Origin of the sequence: Amphritea sp. HPY (assembly GCF_050870985.1) — a bacterium.
In the GTDB taxonomy this organism is placed as follows: Bacteria; Pseudomonadota; Gammaproteobacteria; order Pseudomonadales; family Balneatricaceae; genus Amphritea.
The window spans coordinates 1722672-1737864 of record NZ_CP194015.1; the positions used below are offsets into that span (position 1 = coordinate 1722672).

Annotated in this window: 15 protein-coding genes; 7 read left to right on the forward strand and 8 right to left on the reverse strand. The window is 48.9% G+C overall.

The window, feature by feature from the left end; translation table 11 throughout:
- Positions 1 to 27: 27 nt before the first annotated feature.
- Positions 28 to 666, reverse strand: a complete 639-nt coding sequence (locus ACQUQM_RS07795; protein WP_432473920.1) for a rhodanese-like domain-containing protein — start codon at positions 664 to 666, stop codon at positions 28 to 30.
- Between the two features lie 273 nt (positions 667 to 939).
- On the opposite strand from ACQUQM_RS07795, the gene queE reads away from it, so the two are divergent.
- The gene (gene queE / locus ACQUQM_RS07800) at positions 940 to 1572 is read left to right on the forward strand and encodes a 7-carboxy-7-deazaguanine synthase (RefSeq protein WP_432474809.1); all 633 of its coding nucleotides are present in this window, start codon (positions 940 to 942) and stop codon (positions 1570 to 1572) included.
- Positions 1573 to 1598: 26 nt separating this feature from the next.
- Here the strand turns inward: queE and ACQUQM_RS07805 are convergent, their stop codons facing one another.
- The gene (locus tag ACQUQM_RS07805; RefSeq protein WP_432473921.1) at positions 1599 to 2483 is read right to left on the reverse strand and encodes a bile acid:sodium symporter family protein; all 885 of its coding nucleotides are present in this window, start codon (positions 2481 to 2483) and stop codon (positions 1599 to 1601) included.
- 436 nt (positions 2484 to 2919) lie between these two features.
- Here ACQUQM_RS07805 and ACQUQM_RS07810 point away from each other — a divergent pair, with 436 nt between their 5' ends.
- Together ACQUQM_RS07810 and ACQUQM_RS07815 are read left to right on the forward strand one after the other, a co-directional pair.
- A complete protein-coding gene (locus tag ACQUQM_RS07810) occupies positions 2920 to 4086 on the forward strand; it encodes a cation diffusion facilitator family transporter (RefSeq protein ID WP_432473922.1) in 1167 nt (388 codons plus the stop codon).
- A 7-nt stretch (positions 4087 to 4093) separates the two neighbouring features.
- Complete coding sequence (locus ACQUQM_RS07815) at positions 4094 to 4696, forward strand: YigZ family protein (protein WP_432473923.1); 603 nt, start codon at positions 4094 to 4096, stop codon at positions 4694 to 4696.
- Between the two features lie 15 nt (positions 4697 to 4711).
- Here the strand turns inward: ACQUQM_RS07815 and ACQUQM_RS07820 are convergent, their stop codons facing one another.
- Complete coding sequence (locus ACQUQM_RS07820; RefSeq protein ID WP_432473924.1) at positions 4712 to 6370, reverse strand: SulP family inorganic anion transporter; 1659 nt, start codon at positions 6368 to 6370, stop codon at positions 4712 to 4714.
- Between the two features lie 240 nt (positions 6371 to 6610).
- Here ACQUQM_RS07820 and ACQUQM_RS07825 point away from each other — a divergent pair, with 240 nt between their 5' ends.
- A complete protein-coding gene (locus tag ACQUQM_RS07825; RefSeq protein WP_432473925.1) occupies positions 6611 to 7624 on the forward strand; it encodes a GGDEF domain-containing protein in 1014 nt (337 codons plus the stop codon).
- A gap of 173 nt (positions 7625 to 7797) precedes the next feature.
- On the opposite strand, the gene gorA is transcribed toward ACQUQM_RS07825, so the two are convergent.
- From gorA to ACQUQM_RS07840, 3 genes are all read right to left on the reverse strand, one after another.
- Entirely contained in the window at positions 7798 to 9153 is a 1356-nt protein-coding gene (gene gorA, locus ACQUQM_RS07830; protein WP_432473926.1) for a glutathione-disulfide reductase, read from the reverse strand.
- A gap of 98 nt (positions 9154 to 9251) precedes the next feature.
- Complete coding sequence (locus tag ACQUQM_RS07835) at positions 9252 to 9938, reverse strand: glutathione S-transferase family protein (RefSeq protein WP_432473927.1); 687 nt, start codon at positions 9936 to 9938, stop codon at positions 9252 to 9254.
- Complete coding sequence (locus ACQUQM_RS07840; protein WP_432473928.1) at positions 9935 to 10525, reverse strand: 2-hydroxychromene-2-carboxylate isomerase; 591 nt, start codon at positions 10523 to 10525, stop codon at positions 9935 to 9937. The genes ACQUQM_RS07835 and ACQUQM_RS07840 overlap by 4 nt, the downstream gene beginning before the upstream one ends.
- 110 nt (positions 10526 to 10635) lie before the next feature.
- Here ACQUQM_RS07840 and ACQUQM_RS07845 point away from each other — a divergent pair, with 110 nt between their 5' ends.
- Together ACQUQM_RS07845 and xthA are read left to right on the forward strand one after the other, a co-directional pair.
- Positions 10636 to 11535: a LysR family transcriptional regulator gene (locus ACQUQM_RS07845; RefSeq protein WP_432473929.1), complete on the forward strand. Its 900-nt coding sequence runs from the start codon at positions 10636 to 10638 to the stop codon at positions 11533 to 11535.
- 61 nt (positions 11536 to 11596) lie between these two features.
- Complete coding sequence (gene xthA / locus ACQUQM_RS07850; protein ID WP_432473930.1) at positions 11597 to 12406, forward strand: exodeoxyribonuclease III; 810 nt, start codon at positions 11597 to 11599, stop codon at positions 12404 to 12406.
- 153 nt (positions 12407 to 12559) lie between these two features.
- On the opposite strand, the gene ACQUQM_RS07855 is transcribed toward xthA, so the two are convergent.
- Positions 12560 to 13495: a universal stress protein gene (locus ACQUQM_RS07855; RefSeq protein ID WP_432473931.1), complete on the reverse strand. Its 936-nt coding sequence runs from the start codon at positions 13493 to 13495 to the stop codon at positions 12560 to 12562.
- A 305-nt stretch (positions 13496 to 13800) separates the two neighbouring features.
- Between ACQUQM_RS07855 and ACQUQM_RS07860 the strand changes: the two genes are divergently transcribed.
- Positions 13801 to 14205 carry a YgaP family membrane protein gene (locus ACQUQM_RS07860; protein WP_432473932.1) on the forward strand — a complete coding sequence of 135 codons (405 nt, stop codon included), beginning with the start codon at positions 13801 to 13803 and terminating at the stop codon, positions 14203 to 14205.
- A 96-nt stretch (positions 14206 to 14301) separates the two neighbouring features.
- Here the strand turns inward: ACQUQM_RS07860 and ACQUQM_RS07865 are convergent, their stop codons facing one another.
- Positions 14302 to 15045 (reverse strand): sulfite exporter TauE/SafE family protein, encoded by a 744-nt coding sequence (locus ACQUQM_RS07865; RefSeq protein WP_432473933.1) that lies wholly within the window; start codon positions 15043 to 15045, stop codon positions 14302 to 14304.
- Positions 15046 to 15193: the final 148 nt, after the last annotated feature.

The window sequence follows — 15193 nt, forward strand, 5'->3', positions numbered from 1 at the left end:
CGTTCTTTATTCAGCTGCGTTTTACTTTTACTCTACAGCCTCGCCAACCACTGTGAGCCCCAGGCTGGTCCAGGCCTGCATGCCGCCACGGTAATATTTCAGCTTATCTTCCGGGTAGCCCGCATTCAGCAGTGCACGACCCATTGCCGGAGTCTGGCCACACCAGTAGCCATTACAGAACATGACCAGTGTCCTGGCATTATTAAAATCAGTTTTTGCACCAGTAATTTCAACACCGAAATCATCCAGCGTATCTTCCAATGACTCCTGTTCATCCATCAGCGTAAACGGATAATTCTGGGAACCTGGAATAGTCAGGCGATAATGCCAGCCTTCTGTGCGGGTATCGACGATCATAATCGTCTCATCTTTTTCCGCCTGCATCATATACTCTGTGAATTCACGCTCTCCCAATGTTTCAACATCATGTGGCGCGAAAGGATTCATCGCTTGCGGTGTGCCGCGGAACGTCGTGCTGTAAAGTTCAGACACCCTGTTCTCAGGGTTCTGATTACGCATCACTTCTATCGCATCACCTTCATGATCGACAGTAAACGAAAACAGCCCCGGTGCGATCATCGCTTTTTTTGTACCCTCTGCTTCTGCTAAAGGGGCACTCATAATAATCGTACCTAACAGAATCCCCGCTACCGTTCCTTTAAACATTTTCACACCTTTTATTATTTGATCTATCGGTTAACTCGTTCAGGCAATTATTAAGCACTCTTGGTTATAAACTAATAACGACGAGCTATAAGGGTATTTATACAACAAAGATTCTTCAGCGTCACCCGCCCGAGATATAGTAATTAGTCTGATAAGCTAAAACCAATTGCACTATGCTGATCACTGTGTAGACTAGCCCGGCCTGCTCTGCGGCTTAATGCAGAGCACGGTATTGTTGTTAATTTTGTTATGAGTGACAGTTCGGTGAGTTCAATTTACAGCGTAAAAGAGATGTTTTACACCCTGCAGGGCGAAGGCGCCCATGCGGGCCGGCCAGCAGTGTTTTGTCGTTTTGCCGGCTGTAATCTGTGGTCAGGCCGGGAACAGGACAGAGCAAAAGCGGTGTGCGATTTCTGCGATACTGACTTCATCGGTACCGATGGCCAGAACGGCGCTAAATTTACCACGCCTGCGGCACTGGCCGAAGCGGTAGCGGCACTGTGGCCTGATGCAGATCAGGGCACTCCTTATGTAGTCTGTACCGGTGGCGAACCCTTGTTGCAACTTGATCAGCCTCTGGTCGATGCATTCAAAGACCAGGGTCTTGAAATAGCGATTGAAACCAACGGCACACTGCCCTGCCCGCAAGGTATCGACTGGATCTGCGTCAGCCCTAAATCCGACGCTGAGCTGATACTGAAGCAAGGTAACGAACTGAAACTGGTTTACCCTCAGGCACAAGCGATGCCTGAACAATTCACCGAACTCAGTTTCGAAAATTTCTACCTGCAACCAATGGATAACGGCCTGCAAGCAGACAATACCAGCGCAGCAGTTCAATACTGCCTACAGCACCCCCAATGGAAATTAAGCCTGCAAACACATAAATTTATCGGTATTGACTAATTTGTTAGTTCGTCACTTCTACCTGATTAAGCTTCTGGCCTGAACAGGTAGAGCGGTGCTGCATTACGATAGATTATCAACAGTAGAGCCGGGATCTGCATTAAGATACCGTATAACAACACAGCCATAGACATCTCCGGATTGTGTAATATTGCTCCAGTAACCATCAATGCCGTACCCGCATTCTGAATCCCGGTTTCAATCGCCAGAGTTAATCCGGTTTTCACATCCAGATTAAACAGATAGCGCGGTACCAGATAACCACACAGCATAGCACTACCCGCCAACAGCAACACTGCCGGTGCTAACTGTGGTAACAGCAGCGGTAGCCCGGCAGAATTACCAGCCGTGATCAGCACCACCACGATCAGCATAAACAACAAAGACAGCAACTTGACTATTTTCTGCAGCGGCTGGCAAAGATGCGGCCAGCGCAAATTCAGCGAAATACCAATAGCAACGGGAATCAATGTCACCGTAAACAGTTTTGCTGCTGTGCTGATCAATGACAACTCAAACACCACTCCCTGCCCCATGAAGTGCTCAAGTACCAGATAGGTAAGTAACGGCAGAGTTAGCGGGCTCAGCAGGCTGCTAACTGCAGTAAGGCTGATTGACAGTGCAGTGTCAGCACGACACAGATGACTGATCATATTTGATGTTGCGCCGCCCGGGGCAAACGTAACGACCATTAAACCTGCAGCCAGCACCGCTGGCAGGTGCAGCAGAGTAACAACGATAAACCCCAGAGCAGGTAGTGCAACTAACTGCAACACTGAGCCCAGAAGAACAACACCCGGACGCTCAATTAGCTGCCTGAAGTCAGCCGGCTTAAGCGATACCCCCATTCCCAACATGATGATAAACAGCGCTGCCGGTAACAAAACCGTAAGGACTGAATCGGCCGCCATAGCATAGATCCTTGTGTTATCAATTATTAGACTTTGCTTATATTAAAAGCGTCGCAAATTAAATACAACGGCTTCCAGTACGCACCGACACTGGCCTGTATCCATCTACCCACACTTCCTGTGGATAACGCTGTGGGTAGCCCTGCGATTCTCCTCGCAAAGGCCTGTAACAGGGCTAACCCCCACAAACTGATCACTTTTTAACCAGCTGTTTTATTGCTTTAAAATCAAATAGATACCATCTTAAAACTATAATCACGGGCTGCAATACTGGCATTTTTCCACTTTTTATTGCAAAACCACGTCGCTGCTGTGACAGAGGGAAGTCAAGCTAATTCTTGTAACAAAAAGCTATAAAAAAAACCTTCTTCATCTGGTTAAACAGGTATAGAGATCGTAACATTGGATCCCGTTTATTTGTCAGCCTGAAATTCCTATGTACAGTCCAGAACAGAAACAACAACAAGCCCAGCGAGTAACCCTGGTTGGCGCCATAATCGATACGATACTTGGCCTGCTTAAGATCACTATCGGTCTGATAGCACATTCCAGCGCGCTGGTTGCCGACGGCATCCACTCTCTGTCTGACCTGCTAACCGATTTTCTGGTCGTCGCAGTGCTTAAATACTCCCACCAGGAACCCGATGAAGACCATCCCTGGGGGCACGCCCGTTTCGAAACCATAGGCACCGTGCTGTTAGGCTGCATCCTGATCGCTGTCGCAGGTGCAATGGCCTACGAAAGCGTTCTGATATTGCTCACCAGCGACCAGATCCCGTTACCAGAGTGGCCAGCCCTGATCGTTGCGGCTGTCTCTATCGGCGCTAAAGAATGGATCTTCCATTACACCATGGCGGTCGGCAAGCGTATCAAGTCAGATCTGATCATTGCTAACGCCTGGCACAGCCGCACCGACGCACTCTCATCGATAGTGGTTTTTATCGGTGTTGCCGGTGCCATGTCCGGCTATGTCTGGCTCGATGCTCTGGCCGCCGTCATTGTTGCTTTTGTAGTTGCAAAGGTCGGCTGGGAGCTGACCTGGAAAAGCATCAAAGAGCTGGTTGATACCGGTCTGCCTGAAGAACAGGTTTCACAATATACCACTGAGATAATGCGGGTAGAGGGCGTACTCAGCGTACACAGCTTCAAAAGCCGTAACATGGGCAGTCAGAGCTTACTGGAAATGCATCTGCAAGTTGCGCCCCATCTGAGTGCCTCTGAGGGTCACTATATCGGTGATGCCGCAGTTTATCGCCTGAAAGGGAAATTTGAAGATATCGGGCATGTCATCTTCCATATAGACACCTACGATGACGAAGAGGAAGTCAATTACTGCAAGACCTTGCCGATGCGAACTGAAGTCAGCGGTATTCTGTGGCAAAGCCTTGAAGCGCTGGGGGTACCCGATCCCGATATCAGCCGGCTTACCCTGCACTACCGTAGCGATGCCATTGAGATTGACCTGATGCTACTCAACAGTGAAGCCAACAAACAACTGAACCTGATTGAGCTGGAGCAAAAGCTTTCGAAATCACTCTCCGAATTCGGCTGGTTTAAGGGTATCCATCTTTGGCTGGGTACAAAAAGCACAAGACTCAACTGATTGGCCCATGACTTATTTACGACCCTCAGCGCCTGCAAGTGCCGAACTTGAGATAAAACACAGTCGTTTCATCTGTTATATCAGCCCGGTATCAGGCCGGGCAGAGGCGGATGAATTTGTTCGCTCGATAAAACGACTGCATCCGAAAGCAAATCATAACTGCTGGAGCTATATTGCCGGCATGCCAGATGACCCCCATCAGTGGAACTCCAGTGACGATGGCGAACCCAAAGGCACCGCCGGTCAGCCGATGCTGAATATTCTGAGACATAGTGAGCTTGGTGAGATCTGCGCCGTTGTTACACGTTACTTTGGTGGCGTTAAGCTCGGTACAGGAGGGCTTGTCAGGGCATACGGGCAATCAGTACAAGAAGCACTTAAAGTCCTAGAGAAAGAAACAGTAATCCCCACCTCTGCCCTGCAGCTTACTACCCCTTATAACCTTACCGGCGATATTGAACATCTGATCAGCAGTTTCAACGTCAGTGTTACAGAACGTAGTTTTGGTGAACAGTTGCTGATTCAAGGCCAAATCGAACAGGATAAAATTGACGGATTCATCGCCTCACTGACGCCGTTTCAACATCAGATTACGTTAAAAATTGATTAAACAGCCTGAAACATCTCAGTTCAACTCATCCCAGATCAATACCTGAAAGGCAGCCTCCAGGGCTTCGGCTCTTTTTTCATGACAAAACTGTGACGGAATCAGGTCTAATATCCTCAGCCGTACCAGAATATCCTTAACGATCGCATTTAAGCCGATGATGTGTACATCACGGCCAACCTTATGCGCATCCAGAATTATATCTTCAATTGCCAGTGCGGTAGATACATCGATAAATGGCACATGACCCATGTCTAACATCAAAGCATCATGGGGCCGTGCATCATCAAGTTTCGCAGAGAGTCTCTTGGCCGAAGCATAACTGATCGGGCCATCGAAATAGTACAGCACGATACGCCCCTGACTGTCTTGCAGCACCCGACGCTCTCGCTTCGATAAGCCCTCATCTTTACCGGCATGGCTATCGATAATCCGAATACTGTCTAACTGATTTTCTGACAACCTCTTTACAGTTACTACATTGGCCAGAAACACACCGACAAACACCGCTGTCACCAGGTCGACAAAAACGGTTAGACCCATCACCAGAAGCATCAGGCAAACAACGAATAACGGCGCTCTGTAGAAACGCCTCAAAAAGCGCCAGTCGATAATATCCAGCCCCACTTTAATCAGGATACCCGCCAACACAGCGTGGGGAATATTCTCGGCCAGTGGAGCCGCACCCAGCACAATAATAATTAAAACCAAGGCATGAAACATGCCTGATAATGGCGTCGTACCTCCCGCTTTAATATTGACTACGGTACGCATAGTTGCACCGGCACCGGGCAAACCGCCAAACAAACCCGCCACCATATTACCCAGTCCCTGGCCGATCAGCTCCCGCTCTGAGTCATGCACGGTTTTTGTCATACTGTCAGCCACCAGCGAGGTCAGCAGCGAATCAATCGAGCCCAGCACCGCCAGCATGACAGCGGCAAACAACATCTCCTGCAACAGTGAGATACTCACTACCGGCCATCTTATTTCAGGCAATCCTGTTGGAATATGGCCAATGATTGCCAACGACTTATCGCCATGCAGAGTGAGATAAAGAATAGTGCCAACCACCAGCGCAATCAGTGCAGGCGGCACCAGAGTTGCCAGTTTTCGCGGACAAAAAAGAATAATCGCCAGCGTTGTACCACCTAACAGTAAGGCAGCGCCATCCGGTTGATCCAGATAAACGGGAATCGCCTGAAACGACTCCAGCACGCTGGCTGAGGCCGGGAATCCAAACAAAGGGCCGAGCTGTAACAGGATGATAATAATGCCGATACCACTCATAAAACCGGATATTACCGGGAACGGCACCAGCGTAACGAACTTACCCAGCTTAAGTACGCCAAAAAGAACCTGAAAAAAGCCCCCCATGATCACCACGGTAAATGCCAGTAATGGGCCACTCTGAGGATCGATAGCAACAAACTGGGTAAATACCGATGCCATCACCACCGTCATCGGACCAGTCGGACCTGAAACCTGGCTCGGCGTTCCGCCAAACATGGCGGCAAACAAGCCAACAAAAATAGCACCATACAGTCCGGCAATAGCACCTGCGCCGGATGACACACCAAATGCCAGCGCCAGAGGTAGCGCTACTACTGCGGCAGTCAGACCGCCCAGCAGATCACCCCGCAGATTGTTAAAGGAAAGCCCGTGAATCAAGTGCATCTGATTTCTCTGTTATTTTTGTTATGAGAATCTAATCAGATCAAGGGTTTACCAGACAGCACTAAAGATCAATGCCAATTTAGTCTTAAATTCAGCAGTTAAATTTTAAAACGCACGTTTAATTTTTTTCACCGATTATCAGGCTAAGCCGTGCCGTTATACAAGTAATGATGTTATTATTTTCCGCCTCAATATATTGATAGTAAAAAAACACTATGATTTCCGCGATAAAGGGGCATTATGAAGTTCGCAGATAATCCTAAGCAGGCCGCTGAATTCCTGCGGCAGGCCATTCCACTCATGGTCAAGCACTGTATCCCACCCAATCCGCTTAATTATTCTCTATGGTATGCCTACGTTTCTCAGGCTCTGCCGGCGCTTAATGAACAGATGAATAAAGCGTTAGAGATCTACGGCACCTGCCCAAATATCATCAGCGAACAGCTATTCAGGGACTTCCTCATCACCGATGAAGTGAATAACGCTGAAGATATTCAGAACGCTCTGCTATCTGTTATGGGTGACCTGGAAAGCCAGGCAAGTACAACCGCCCAGGATACAGAAGTCTACAATGAAGTACTGCAAGACAGCCTTGCCGCCCTGCGCGATAGCAGTGACGATCAGTCGCTGGAAATGATCATCCAGAAACTCGCGGTCAATACTGAAACTATCAGTGAAAGTGCACGCTTATTCCAGAACAAAATCGATGAAGCCCAGGCTGAGATTAAAAGCCTGAAACAGGAATTGGAACAGAGCCGCCAGGACGCCACCATCGACCCACTGACCGGGCTCTATAACCGTCGGGTATTCGACCTGGAGCTGGGCCAAATAGCTAACCAGACACCACCCAAGGTTGCTTTAGTGATGGTCGACATCGATTTTTTTAAGAAGTTTAACGATACTTATGGCCACCTGATGGGCGATAAAGTGCTGCAATACGTAGGCAAGCTGGTCAAAGACCAATGCGTTGAACCTTTGATGCCAGTACGCTTCGGTGGCGAAGAATTTGCCGTCCTGCTGCCTGGAAAAACCATTGCTGAAGCGGTAAAACTGGCCGAAGCCATTCGTCAGAAAATTATGGCTATCCGTATCAAACAGAAAAAATCCGGCACTGTAATCAGCTCAGTGACGGCTTCTTTCGGCGTTGCCGTAATGAACGCCGATGAAGCGATAGAGAGCTTTATTGGTCGCGCCGACGCTGCTCTGTACCAGGCGAAAGAAGCCGGCCGTAACAATGTACAGACCGCTGCTTAATTCTGTCTGCTGATATGAAAAGGCCCTGCACGGGCCTTTTTTTATTGTCTATAAATTATTACACCAATCGGCTGATCCGCTTCCATTAAAACAGTAACGTTAATCAGTTATTCCCGACAAAAAAATCCCCGGTCTGCTTACACAGCCGGGGCAACTTGTCGATGAAGAAAAAACTAACTCGCAGGTTCACGCATGGTGACAAACTCTTCCGCAGCGGTCGGGTGAATACCTATAGTAGAATCAAATACAGCCTTAGTAGCGCCCGCTTTCAGCGCCACCGCGATACCCTGGATAATTTCCCCGGCATCAGGGCCTACCATATGCACACCGAGCACCTTATCGGTATCACGATCCACCAGCATCTTCATGAAGGTTTTCTCGTCGCTACCACTGATAGTGTGCTTCATTGCCCGGAAGCTGGATTTATAGACATCAACGTTGGCGTAGAGTTCACGGCACTTTTCTTCACTCAGGCCAACAGTACCAATGTTCGGCTGACAGAACACCGCGGTGGCAATCAGATCATAATCAACCTGCTGGTTCTGACCATCATATAAGTTACGTACCAGTGCCATGCCTTCAGCCAGCGCGACAGGCGTTAACTGTATCCGGTCAATAACATCGCCAATGGCATAAACCGATGGTTCAGCCGTCTGGAACTGGTCATTAACCTCAATAGCACCGTTTTTAGCCTGCTCGAGTTTGATATTCTCCAGTCCCAGGTCAGTCACATTCGGCACCCGGCCGGTCGCGTACATAATGGTATCCGTTTCCAGTACAGAGCCGTCGGTCAGATAGGCAAGCAGTGAGCCGTCCTGCTGTTTTTCAATTTTCTCGATATTAGTACTGAAGCGCAGATCAACGTTCTTTTTCGCAACCTCTGCTGCGGTAAACTCACGCACTTCCTGATCAAAGCCGCGCAGGAAAATCTCACCGCGGTAGATCAGTGATGTATCAGCGCCAAGCCCGGCAAATATACCGGCAAACTCTACTGCGATATAACCACCGCCCACCACGATCGCGCGCTTAGGGAACTGATCCAGGTAAAACACTTCGTTAGAGCTGATTACGTGCTCATTACCCGGAAAATCCGGTACAAAAGGCCAGCCGCCAGTAGCAATCAAAATTCTTTCCGCAGTATATTCTTTACCCGCGACAGTGACCGAGTTCGGACCAGAAATTTTTGCCCGGCCATCGATCAGGTGAACCCCGGAATTAACCAGCATATTGCGGTAAATACCGTTAAGACGTTCGATCTCTTTAGTTTTATTGTCGCGTAGCGTCGGCCAGTCAAATGTTGGTTTGCCAACCGTCCAGCCGAAACCCGCTGCGTTTTCAAAATCTTCAGTGAAATGCGAGCCATATACGAACAGCTTCTTTGGCACGCAACCAACATTGACGCAGGTACCGCCAAGATAACGATCTTCAGCCATACCTACACGCACTCCCATGGCTGCTGCCATACGCCCGGCACGCACACCGCCGGAACCAGCGCCAATCACAAACAGGTCAAAATCAAACTCTGCCACAGGAATCCCCTTGCTCACTCATATAATTAAGCTGCTAATCTACCCGCAGAACGGGGTAAGTGCCAATAAAGATATTCAAAAAAAGTAATAGACCTTTACTATGACGATACTGACTTAAATTTCTGGCTGATTTCCCCACCAGCGTAATCACAACATTCTCCTTGCCAGTAAATACTACGGGGCAGCGTCTGACGATACAGGGCAGACCTTACGAATGCCTCAAACCAGCAGCGCAATGCGATCTGCTGTCGTGGGATTTGCAGACCATAAGCCTGAGCCAGCGCCAACCGAGTGCCCAGTACGGCTAGCTGAATCGGCTTAGCCGAACACAAACCCTGTTCAAACCAGCGGTTCAGTTCGCAGCAGCAACTGCGCCATCGTTGATCTGATTGTTCCAGCAGATCCCTATCCCATTCAGATACGGTCTTTGCCCGCTTTTCAAAAATAGTATCTTTTATCGCGCTCCCTAATGCCGAATCAGCATAGCTATTTATCATGGCGATCCGGGCATTGTCGGCGGCATTATCCTCTGAGCATTCGGCATCGCCAGCATACTGTTCCATCAGGTAACTGATAATCACTGAAGACTCCCAGATTACCAACTCTGCCTGGGGATCTATTAACACCGGCACACTGCTCCTCCCTTGTGGACTGATAGCCAGAATATCAGGATGCTTTTCTCCCAGTGCGATATCAACAGAACGGTACTCCAGGTCTAAGGCACTAAGGATTAGCCTGACCCGCCAGCAAAACGGACAATCCTGCCGCTGGTATAAAGTGATCATCGTGTGAAGCCTTTTTCACGCAGCAGATCGGCAACAAAATCGATTCTGTCGTTACCCCAGAAAAGCTCACCGCCAACGATAAATGTAGGAACACCAAAGGCACCCTTTTCCTGCGCGATCTGCCAGTTAAGATCCAGTACAGCCTCGTTCGCAGGACCAGAAACCGCCTGATCAAGCAGACTCCTTGCCAAACCTATATCTTCAGCAACACGATATAACACATCGATATCACCAATATCATTACCTTCACCCCACTCCTGATGCATCACACCAATAACGTATGGCTGTAGTAAACCGGCCTTTTCTGCCGCTAATGAACCTAATGCCGCAAGAGTGCCATCGGTATGCATTGGCGGTGGAGTGAAAGGAATATCCAGTTTACGGCAGAAGCGTTTAACATCCTGGCGTACAACCGCCAATTTACTTTTCTGTCGCTCAGGCGCCGATCGGCCTGACCAGCCGGCTAAAGGCCGCCATAACAGATCAATATCAAATTGCTGCAACAGATCAAACATACGTTTCGATGCCAGGTAACAATACGGGCTGCGAAAATTGAAAAATATTTCAAGCGGCTCTCGATCAGACATAACTCACTCCTTTTTAACCAGTCTGCCCGTTAAACCAATACTTGATAAGTTGTTAATCCGCTATATCATTTATTCTTATATAGAATAAATAGACCAATTAAGAGGCCGCTTTGGATAAGTTAAATGCCATGCATCTGTACGTGCGGGTTGTCGACACAGGTAGCTTCTCGGCGGTGGCAACTGAACATGGCTATTCTCAGTCAACCGTCAGCAAGCAGATCGCAGGGCTCGAAGAAGCCCTTGGCGTACGCCTGTTACAGCGCACCACCCGGCAACTGAAAATGACCGAAGCCGGTCTGCAGTACTACAACGGCGCCCAGATACTGTTACAAGACCTTCAGCTACTTGAAGCAAGTACCCTGGAAAAGGTACAGAGTCCTGGCGGACTACTGCGTATCAATACTCCAGTAAGTTTTGGCCGTTGCCATATTGTGCCACTGCTACCCGACTTTCTGGCAGAGTATCCGGATATACGCATTGAACATATACAGGACGCCCGGCGCATCGATCTTGTCAGCGAAGGGATCGATCTTGCAATCCGTATTGGCGAGCTGGCGGACTCAAGCCTTATCTCTCGCAAACTGGGGTTGAGTACCCGCACCCTGGTATGCAGCAAAGCCTATCTCAAACAAAATGGACCGATCGACCATCACCATCATTTGCAGCAGTTGCAATGCCTGCTCTATTCTCAGGACGACGTACAGCGTTACTGGCACTTCAGTACCGCTGATGGGCCGGTCAAGCTGCGGGTCACAGGTAACTATGCTGTGAATAACATTGATTCGCTGTTATCTGCTGTTCTTAACCATATGGGTATCGCACTACTCCCGCATTGGCTGGTCAGGTCTTATATTGACAGCGGAGAGCTAACTGAAATTTTGCCGGATTATTGCGCCAGAAGTGTCAGCATCAGTGCGCTCTACCCGCAGAATATTCAGCAACCGACTAAGGTTCGTTGCTTCATCGATTTCCTGATCGACCAGTATAAAAACAATCCCGATCTGAATTGATCTTTTAAAAACAGGCCGGTACTGTAGCGCCCTGCATCTTTCTTCAGCATCTGGATAAATAATGAAACTCATCTCATTCAATACCAACGGACTGCGTGCCCGCCCCCATCAGATTAAGCAACTGATCGAAACCCACCAACCGGATGTGATCGGTATTCAGGAAACTAAAGTGCACAATGATGAGTTTCCCGTTTCGATGATTACTGATCTGGGCTACCACGTCGAATTCCATGGTCAGAAGGGCCATTACGGTGTCTGCCTTATCTCCAAGACGGCTCCGGTTAAGCTGCAGAAAGGCTTTAGCGGCGATGATGAAGACGCCCAGAAGCGAATGATTATCGGCGAATATGAGATAAATGGTCGCTTAGTTACTGTGCTCAACGGTTACTTCCCTCAAGGTGAGAATGTAGAACACGAAACTAAGTACCCTGCAAAACGAAAATTCTATCAGGATCTGCAGAGCCATCTGGAAGAGAACTGTTCTGCCGATCAGGATCTGGTTGTCATGGGTGATCTCAATATTTCAGCTGAAGACATAGACATCGGTATCGGTGAGCCTAACCGTAAACGCTGGCTGAAAACCGGTAAAGCCAGCTTCCAGCCGGAAGAGCGCGAATGGCTTGCGCGTCTGCTTAGCTGGGGTCTGAAAGATACTTTCCGTAAAGTACATCCTGACACCAATGACCGCTTCAGCTGGTTCGATTACCGTAGCCGCGGCTTCGACGCAGAACCGAAGCGAGGACTTCGCATCGACGCCGTACTGGTAACCGAATCACTGTACCAGAGCTGTTCCGCTGCCGACATCGACTATGATATCCGGGCGATGGAAAAACCATCGGACCATGCACCGATCTGGGCTGAGTTTAAATAACTCAGGAAACACTACATATGCTGTTCCGGTGACCATAAAACTATCCGGGCGGGACTGAATTTAAACAGACCAAACACTGTGCCAATAAAAAGCCCGGCTAATTAGCCGGGCTTTGTCATTTCAGGGATAGTTTAAGGAATTATCTCATTGCATTTACTCACTGATTGAACTGACAAAATCCGGTGCTTTAATCACCATCAGGTCGCAATGGATCTCATCCAGAATGCGCTCTATGGTACTGCCGACCAGTAAACGATCTATCATTCCCCTTGCCACTGCACCGATCACCAGCAGATCAATATGCTGTTCATCAACGTAATCCAGCATCGTCAGGTGCGGCTCACCCTCTTTTAATGTCACTTCCTGACTCGTAATACTCAGGCCGTAAGGCTCCAGGATCTGGTCCAGCGCATACTGATGCTCCGCCCGGACCTTAACCTGCATCCCTTCAAAGTCGGTCACCAGATGCTCGTCAAAAATCGCTGAATGGGGCAATACACTGAAACTGTGAACGACCCTTATATCCCCTTCTATGGTCTGCACTATCCGGGTTGCCCAGTCGAGAATTTTGCGGTCCAGCGTCGCCGGGCTATCACACTCATGAAACGGGTCCAGCGCTGCGGCAACGTGACCACGGTCAGACCAGGGCTTTTGCTTAACCAGCATCAGTGGCACCGGGCATTCCCGGATCAACTGCCAATCGGCCTGATCAAACACATAGTGGCCAAGACGGCTGTGCTGTTCGATCTGGTGCAGAACAACATCCGGCTGAAAGCGTAATACTTTTCGCACGATAGCCTCCGCGTGATGCCGCTCCCAGCAAACATCAATATCCACCTCGATACCTTGTTCCTGGATCGACGCCGCTATTTTCTCCAACTCAGCTTCTGCGCCATGCATAAATCCATGCTCGGCATTAATAAGTGCCTCCTTGTCGAACAAGTAGCTATTACGCAGGGAAGCATTGTAACAGCAGCGAAAAAGCTCAATCTTGGCACCCGCCCCTTCGGCCAGGCGCAGCGCTTTTTCCAACAACTGACTGCAATCTTTACCCTCTTCGACATTAACCAGAATTTTTCTGATATCCATGACACAGCCTCCCGGAAACAACTCAATAAATCCGTTACTGGTACTTTGCCGCCAGCATTAACAGACAAAGTCTCTTTAAGCATGAGTCAGACTTTGAAAAATGCCAAAAAATTATTTCTACAAGATCGCTCACCCTCTCCGTCAGTTAAAACGATTACCTCTCGCCCACAATTTTCTGACTATTACTTATCAGACACTTTATATTCAATATAAGTAATATATAATGTAGGAAGTTTTAATTTATTGTTCTCCGGTACTTGTGTACCGGCATGTACTTAACTGAACTTTTAAAGAGGGATTACAAAATGACTGTTAACGCTGCACTTCGGCTGATGGCCGGTTCCGTAATACTGCTCAGCCTGGCGCTGGGTACCTATGTAAATCCAGCCTGGTATTACCTGACCGGCTTCGTTGGTCTGAACCTGCTGCAATCAGGCTTTACCAAATGGTGCCCGGCAGTATCTGTTTTCCGCATGCTGAAACTGAGCGAGAAAAGCTGCGTAACAGGCATGAGCGTGCATCAGGGGGTACACATCATCGCAGGCACTATGGTTTTAGCAACCGTTGCTGCATACCTGTTCCTCAGCGCACCGCAGTGGATTTTGTACCTCACAGCAGCGTTTGGATTAAGCCTGCTTCAATCGGCTTTCTCCGGCTGGTGCCCGGCTTTCACTATCGCTTCCCTGCTCGGATTCAAAAAGCCCGCGTAATACGTTATCGGGCTCCTTTTCCAGCTCCACAAAAGCTACTTTGCGCCGCTGAATGCGGCGTTTTTTTATCCTGTGTAACCGGCTGTTTCTCATCTCTTACCCCACTGACATGATCAGGCTACGGCTGATACCAATGATTGAAAGTAACAATAACAAATAAATCACACCGGTTCTGAGTCGCCTTTCCGGTATGCGGTTAAACATCACACCGCCAAAATGAATCCCGACCACCATCGGCAGTAACATCGCACCACTCTGCACCAGCAACTGCTCAGTAAACAGCCCATGTCCGGAGGCACTGAACAAGAGAATAACGTCTGTGCCGAAAAAAAACAGCACTAATGTTGCTCTTAAGGCACGCATACTCAGATTACTTGCCGTCAGAAAAGCTGCCACAGGCAGTCCACCTACCGCAGCTGCACCGTTACAGACACCGGAAACTATGCCCAGCCCGGTATAGGTCATAGCCCCGCTCTTGCCACGATATTGCCAGCCACTCAGTAATAACAGGCTCAGCACCAGAATCAGTCCGGCAACGATCAGGCTGACATCTTCTGCCGGTAAAATCACCAGCACATAGATTCCCATCGGCGTCGCGACTAACGCCCCCAGCAACATGAAGCCAAGGGGCCGCAATGCCGCATCACGCCAGGTGGAAAAAGCCATATGAATACTGGCAGCAATCTCCAGCAACGCCAGCATCGGCACAATACTCAGGGGGCTCATAAACAATGTCGCCGATGCTACCACCAGCGAAGAAAAACCAAACCCGATACAACCCCTGACCATACCGGCAATGGCTACTATCGAGGTCAGTGCGATCCATTCAATCGGTTCCATGCAATCAGTTCCACCAGTTCAGCTTCAGGGGGCTGTCAATTACCCGGTTAACAGGCACAGGCAAGAGCTGTCAGTGTCAGAAATATGTCTCTTTGCGACAAGCGCCAGTAAAACCAGTCCGGTGGTACCAGAAGGTGTAGTAGTTGTT

What these genes read in the sequence shown, in the direction of transcription:
- ACQUQM_RS07795 (WP_432473920.1), bottom strand. Translation starts at nt 666, where the DNA reads ATGTTTAAAGGAACGGTAGCGGGGATTCTGTTAGGTACGATTATTATG.
- xthA (WP_432473930.1), top strand. Translation starts at nt 11,597, where the DNA reads ATGAAACTCATCTCATTCAATACCAACGGACTGCGTGCCCGCCCCCAT.
- ACQUQM_RS07820 (WP_432473924.1), bottom strand. Translation starts at nt 6,370, where the DNA reads ATGCACTTGATTCACGGGCTTTCCTTTAACAATCTGCGGGGTGATCTG.
- ACQUQM_RS07865 (WP_432473933.1), bottom strand. Translation starts at nt 15,045, where the DNA reads ATGGAACCGATTGAATGGATCGCACTGACCTCGATAGTAGCCATTGCC.
- ACQUQM_RS07825 (WP_432473925.1), top strand. Translation starts at nt 6,611, where the DNA reads ATGAAGTTCGCAGATAATCCTAAGCAGGCCGCTGAATTCCTGCGGCAG.
- ACQUQM_RS07805 (WP_432473921.1), bottom strand. Translation starts at nt 2,483, where the DNA reads ATGGCGGCCGATTCAGTCCTTACGGTTTTGTTACCGGCAGCGCTGTTT.
- ACQUQM_RS07810 (WP_432473922.1), top strand. Translation starts at nt 2,920, where the DNA reads ATGTACAGTCCAGAACAGAAACAACAACAAGCCCAGCGAGTAACCCTG.
- ACQUQM_RS07860 (WP_432473932.1), top strand. Translation starts at nt 13,801, where the DNA reads ATGACTGTTAACGCTGCACTTCGGCTGATGGCCGGTTCCGTAATACTG.
- ACQUQM_RS07855 (WP_432473931.1), bottom strand. Translation starts at nt 13,495, where the DNA reads ATGGATATCAGAAAAATTCTGGTTAATGTCGAAGAGGGTAAAGATTGC.
- ACQUQM_RS07840 (WP_432473928.1), bottom strand. Translation starts at nt 10,525, where the DNA reads ATGTCTGATCGAGAGCCGCTTGAAATATTTTTCAATTTTCGCAGCCCG.
- ACQUQM_RS07815 (WP_432473923.1), top strand. Translation starts at nt 4,094, where the DNA reads ATGACTTATTTACGACCCTCAGCGCCTGCAAGTGCCGAACTTGAGATA.
- ACQUQM_RS07835 (WP_432473927.1), bottom strand. Translation starts at nt 9,938, where the DNA reads ATGATCACTTTATACCAGCGGCAGGATTGTCCGTTTTGCTGGCGGGTC.